This window comes from Siphonobacter sp., from assembly GCF_048595215.1.
In the GTDB taxonomy this organism is placed as follows: Bacteria; Bacteroidota; Bacteroidia; order Cytophagales; family Spirosomataceae; genus Siphonobacter.
The window spans coordinates 1-4694 of sequence record NZ_JBMDWJ010000062.1 but is presented as its reverse complement, the minus strand read 5'-3'; the positions used below and the strand labels follow the sequence as shown (position 1 = coordinate 4694).

Genomic DNA, 4694 nt, shown 5'->3' with positions numbered 1-4694 from the left:
GGCTACTACTAAAAAAGTCAGTGCGATAAGCACCTGACTCATTAGGGCTACCCTGACAATTTGTTCGCTTTTGTATCTATTCAGCACTAACGTATTGACCTGACTTGATCCGATAAATCCCACGGAAAGGAAGGCAAAAATCCAGCCGTACACCTTTTCGTCGGTGTGAAAGACCTCCATAAATAAAATGGGCGAACCGGAAACGTAGGCAAAGAGTCCGGCAAAGGCAATGGCTCCGGTGAAAGCATAGGTATAAAACTGAGGTTCCCGTAAGACCTTCCAGAAGTTTTGCAAAATGGGTTTCGGCTTCAGGGAAATGGAGGCGTCGGGCTGGTAACTATCGGGTAGCCACAGGAAAACGGCCAGTAAAATCAGCAGTCCCATTCCCATTAGGATCATAAATACCATCTCCCAGCCAAATACCGAAGTGACGTAACCACCGACCGTAGGGGCAATCATGGGAGAGGCTCCTACCACCAGCAATAGTAGCGAAAAGACTTTGGCGTTATCTTTCACCGGAAACAAATCGCGGACCATGGCAATGGAAGCTACCGAAGCCGCACAACTACCAATGGCCTGAATGACCCGCATAAAAATCAGACTATTGATACTTTCGGTATACGCACAGCCTGCCGAGGCTAGGATGTAGATCACTAGTCCAACGTACAAGGGCTTCTTACGCCCAAACCGATCGAGTAAGGGCCCGTACAGCAACTGCCCGAGGGAGATGCCAATAAAAAATCCGGATAGGGAAAGCGAGACTTTTGCCGCCGTGGTATGCAAATCTTTGGCAATGGCCGGAAAACCCGGCAGGTACATATCAATGGAAAAGGGTCCTAATGCCGTGAGGCTACCTAAAATCAGGATTAGGAAAACATACGTTTTGCGAGACATGGGAATAAATCGAAGTACTAGCGTAACAAGAGAAGACCAGGTAGTCAGGCGAAATCAAAAGAATAAAGCGGTGCCCGACTACTAGTTATACAACTATTTCGCTTTAATAATTCAATACCCATAAAATAGTCCCTGTATCTACCTGAAATTAGTATACGAGAAAGCCTGATCATGTGCAAAGATATTTTGCGTAACTAGGCCTTAGCTATTAACGTAGTTCGCTTTAAGTTCAGCTAATCGGCCTCGTTGCGTAGCATACCTAGCTAGAAGACGAAAGAAAGGTTCCGCTATTTTTGAAAAGCCAATCATGTGTGAATCATTGAGATGAATGAACAAGGCCAAATCCAATAGGTTTTTCGGCGTTCCGCTCGTACTCGCGAAGCCATCCTTCGCCAAACCCTTATAGATGAGCAGGGATTCCTCAAAGTTCTGATTGCCGGGTGAAACCGTTACTTGAATCAAACATTCCTTTCCCGATGTATTACTAAAAAAGTGCTTCTGACCTGGCTCGATGGTTGCCGTCTGCCCCTCGCGTAAATCGAGCGTTTGGTCCCCCTGACCCACGGTTAATTCGCCTTTTAGTATCCGAAATGTTTCAGAAAATAATTCATGGTAGTGCCAGGGCGTACGTTCGCCGGGTAGGATCGATAATTCCAGTACACTATCGCTGCTTTCCGATAGGGACGAAATGCGTTTAACGGAAGCCGTAACAGGCTCTGACGAATTAGTTTTCGATGGAGGGGCCGCCTGTACTAGGAAATAGCAAAGGAGCCATAAGGTAAGTGCGGTACCGCCGTGGATCAGCGTGGCCCAAAGATTACTGCCGGGCGTATACCAGATGATCAGCATATCCGTCAGGGGAATCAGCGAACCGGCCAGAAAAGTCAGTAAGAGGGGGTGGCGGTAGTGGTACCAGGCCAACAGGAGTATCATCAAGCCGGAAAAGATATCGCGTATGCCTTTAATGGCGTGGAATGCGTAATTCGGCTGCTGATACTGAAGGCCGAAGCCGACTTCACCGGCTTCGGGAGCCAGTAAAAAGCGGCCGCCTATGAAAAGCATGCCTAGGCCAAGCAGGAGAATAATCAATCGGAGCGGGGACGGAATACGTTGCGTGGTGATCATTGTTGTGCGTGTTAAAGTACCTCACAAAATTGATCAGCCTTCTTGGCCCCTGCATTCACTCAGGTGAAGAAAGACGGGTATAATGCTTACCCGCCCAGCGGGCCCGAATCCGGCTTAGCGACTGGGGTTTGACTCCTACGTAAGAAGCAATGTGGTACTGGGTAATCCGGGTTGAAAGGGTTGGATAGTGCTCTAGAAAGGCCTGATAACGGGACTCGGCGGAATCGGTATACAGGGAGACGAGCTGGCCCATCGTCTGGACGTAAATTTGCTCGGTCACGATTCGGCCAAAACGTTCGCCATGGGCCAATTCGGTGAATAAACGTTGGAGGTTCGCCGGAGAGATGATGACCAGCGAGGTGTCTTCGATAGCCTGAATGGCCCGGCGGCAGGGCCGTTGCGAGAGAAAGCTTTCGTAGTCGCAGACAAAGTCATTTTCCAAACCGAAACTATAAATCTTTTCGTCCCCATCCTGATTGACAAAGTACCGCAGTAAGCCCGTCTGAATGAAACCAACGAAGGGGCATACCTGCTCTTGCTGGACAAAGTAATCCCCCTTTTTGAGCAACCAGGGCTGGAATAAGGTCCCAATCAGCGTACGATCGGCTTCAGTCAGCGGTACGATTTGAAGAATGGTTTGAATAAGAGCAGTCAACGGCTCACGCATCGGCAATCTGTTTAAATACTATCGATCCATCGGAATTACATTTCCCAGGTAAGAGCTTATAAAGGAAGCAGAAAAGGATCAATTCTAAAGGTCGAATGGGACGATTACGTATAAATCGAATAATTGTTTAGTCTTAATCTTTCTATATCTTGATACAAAACAGCGGGCGTGATTCTTAAATCACGCCCGCTGTTCCTATACAATCAGTTATCGTTGATAATCGACTCTCTGAAAAAGAGGTCCATTTTTGGACGGTACTAGTTTGATCTTATGTTCACTCGCCAAGTTTTTCAAAATAGCTTCTCCTTCGGCCAGGGGTAGCTCACTGAGTTCAGAAAATTCGCGTATGGTCAGGGTAGGATAGTGCTGGAATAAATTCTCCCAAGAAGAATCAAAGGTTCGTTTTTCGATCGAAGGATAAATGGCTTTTATCGCGTTTTCAAAAGTACTATACGGTTTAACGCCGTATACGAATTCCTGCTTTCCCGTCGCATCCGTAACAAAAATGGAAGGAAAGCCCCGAACGCCTAATTGACGGGCCAAGGCCAGGTCCGCTTTGAATAAGTCCTGAGCCTTGTGCTCATACGCCTGCTTGAGTTCTTCCGCATTCAAGCCTACCACAGTAGCCGCGTGGGCCAGGTGCTCCCACTTCGTAATGTTCTTTTTTTCCAGGAAAACCATTTCCCGGAGTACCCGTAAGAATGAGATGGCTTTCGCTTTATCCTGTAACTGGGCGGCTTTGAAGGCAATAGATGGTGGATACGAAGAATCCAGGGGGTCCTCCAGCCAGACGTCGCCATCAATGGGCATCTTGTAGTGGGCACTTACTTCGTCCCAGTGATGAGCCACGTCGGAGGGTTTACTGATGCCACCGCTGTTGTAACTCCAGTCGGGAAGCAATCCACCCATGTGGTACTCAAACACTACGGAGTGGCCGTATTGCAGTTTTAATTTTCGTAACTGCGGCTCGATTCCCCAACACGACGAACAAATCGGGTCGGTAAAATAAATGATCTTGACGGGTTTATCTTCTGCTTTGACGGAATTGATACTTTTACTTTCGACTTGCTCTGGCATTTCGCAAACGCCCGTTTCGGGATCGCACAACAAGGGATTAGTATTCATGGCTTTCGGATTTTGAGCGTAACAATTAAGGCAAAGAAAGAAAAACAGGTAGGCCGTACGTAAGAAACTAGCTCCGGTGACTTTGTTTGCTTGTGAATAAACGAGTACTGTATCTTTCATAGTCCACCCTTTACTAGCCGCCTTTCAAATAGCGGACGCTTTTCTGCTTTTGATTTTCTTTAGACGCTGCAAAGATTAAAAGTCAGGGAAGCAGAGTCAATAAGTCAAAAAAAACTGACTAGTGGAAAGAAGGATCGTTGGATTAAAATGCGAAGTACCAAAAGTTTATGTAGAGAAGTCACGGCTATGGTCGTGAAATAGTTAACAGATACTCAACGAGCCGATCGTCAGGAGCCGTTACGAGTATGACAATAAGAGGTAGGCGTATACGAAACGAACTCCCGAAGGTGCGGTCTGTAACCACTCTTCGGGAGTTCGTTTACTCGGTGCTCATCGGGAAAGAATCCGGATGAACCTACACTAAGATGCCTACAAGTTTATATATAAACCTAGACAACGCGTACATTAATTGCGTTGAGGCCTCTTTTGCCGTTTTCTACTTCAAAAACCACTTTGTCGTTTTCACGAATGTCATCCGTAAGACCGGAGATGTGAACAAAGACGTCTTGGCCACCTTGCGTGGGGGTAATGAATCCAAAACCTTTGGTTTGGTTGAAGAACTTAACGATTCCTTCTTGCATGAAAATGGATGTTTAACTGATTTATTATTTACTTACTTACTTTATTAATGCGTACGGCACTGAATCCTCGGGCCGTTTTTTCTTTTTCAAACGTGACGCGATCCCGCTGTTTGACGGGTTGTGCCAGTTGACTGGAGTGGAAGAACAAATCTTCCCGGGTCTCATCATCGGTGATAAACCCA

6 protein-coding genes are annotated in these 4694 nt (G+C 46.8%); all 6 read right to left on the bottom strand.

Annotated elements, in window-relative coordinates:
• Positions 1-894, bottom strand: an 894-nt coding sequence (locus ACOJTG_RS03930; RefSeq protein WP_420152617.1) for a multidrug effflux MFS transporter, incomplete at its 3' end; no start/stop codon positions are given.
• 201 nt (positions 895-1095) lie between these two features.
• Positions 1096-2019, bottom strand: a complete 924-nt coding sequence (locus ACOJTG_RS03925) for a DUF4267 domain-containing protein (RefSeq protein WP_420152616.1) — start codon at positions 2017-2019, stop codon at positions 1096-1098.
• Between the two features lie 55 nt (positions 2020-2074).
• Complete coding sequence (locus ACOJTG_RS03920; RefSeq protein WP_420152615.1) at positions 2075-2686, bottom strand: Crp/Fnr family transcriptional regulator; 612 nt, start codon at positions 2684-2686, stop codon at positions 2075-2077.
• Positions 2687-2893: 207 nt separating this feature from the next.
• A complete protein-coding gene (locus tag ACOJTG_RS03915) occupies positions 2894-3931 on the bottom strand; it encodes a ClpXP adapter SpxH family protein (RefSeq protein ID WP_420152614.1) in 1038 nt (345 codons plus the stop codon).
• Between the two features lie 389 nt (positions 3932-4320).
• On the bottom strand, positions 4321-4512 hold the full coding sequence (locus ACOJTG_RS03910) for a cold-shock protein (protein ID WP_104715358.1): 192 nt from the start codon (positions 4510-4512) through the stop codon (positions 4321-4323).
• A gap of 28 nt (positions 4513-4540) precedes the next feature.
• Positions 4541-4687 (bottom strand): cold-shock protein, encoded by a 147-nt coding sequence (locus ACOJTG_RS03905; RefSeq protein WP_420152618.1) that lies wholly within the window; start codon positions 4685-4687, stop codon positions 4541-4543.
• Between the last annotated feature and the right edge of the window lie 7 nt (positions 4688-4694).

Excerpts from the sequence above, each read along its gene's own strand:
- ACOJTG_RS03925 (WP_420152616.1), bottom strand. The coding sequence starts at position 2,019 with ATGATCACCACGCAACGTATTCCGTCCCCGCTCCGATTGATTATTCTC.
- ACOJTG_RS03920 (WP_420152615.1), bottom strand. The coding sequence starts at position 2,686 with ATGCGTGAGCCGTTGACTGCTCTTATTCAAACCATTCTTCAAATCGTA.
- ACOJTG_RS03915 (WP_420152614.1), bottom strand. The coding sequence starts at position 3,931 with ATGAAAGATACAGTACTCGTTTATTCACAAGCAAACAAAGTCACCGGA.
- ACOJTG_RS03910 (WP_104715358.1), bottom strand. The coding sequence starts at position 4,512 with ATGCAAGAAGGAATCGTTAAGTTCTTCAACCAAACCAAAGGTTTTGGA.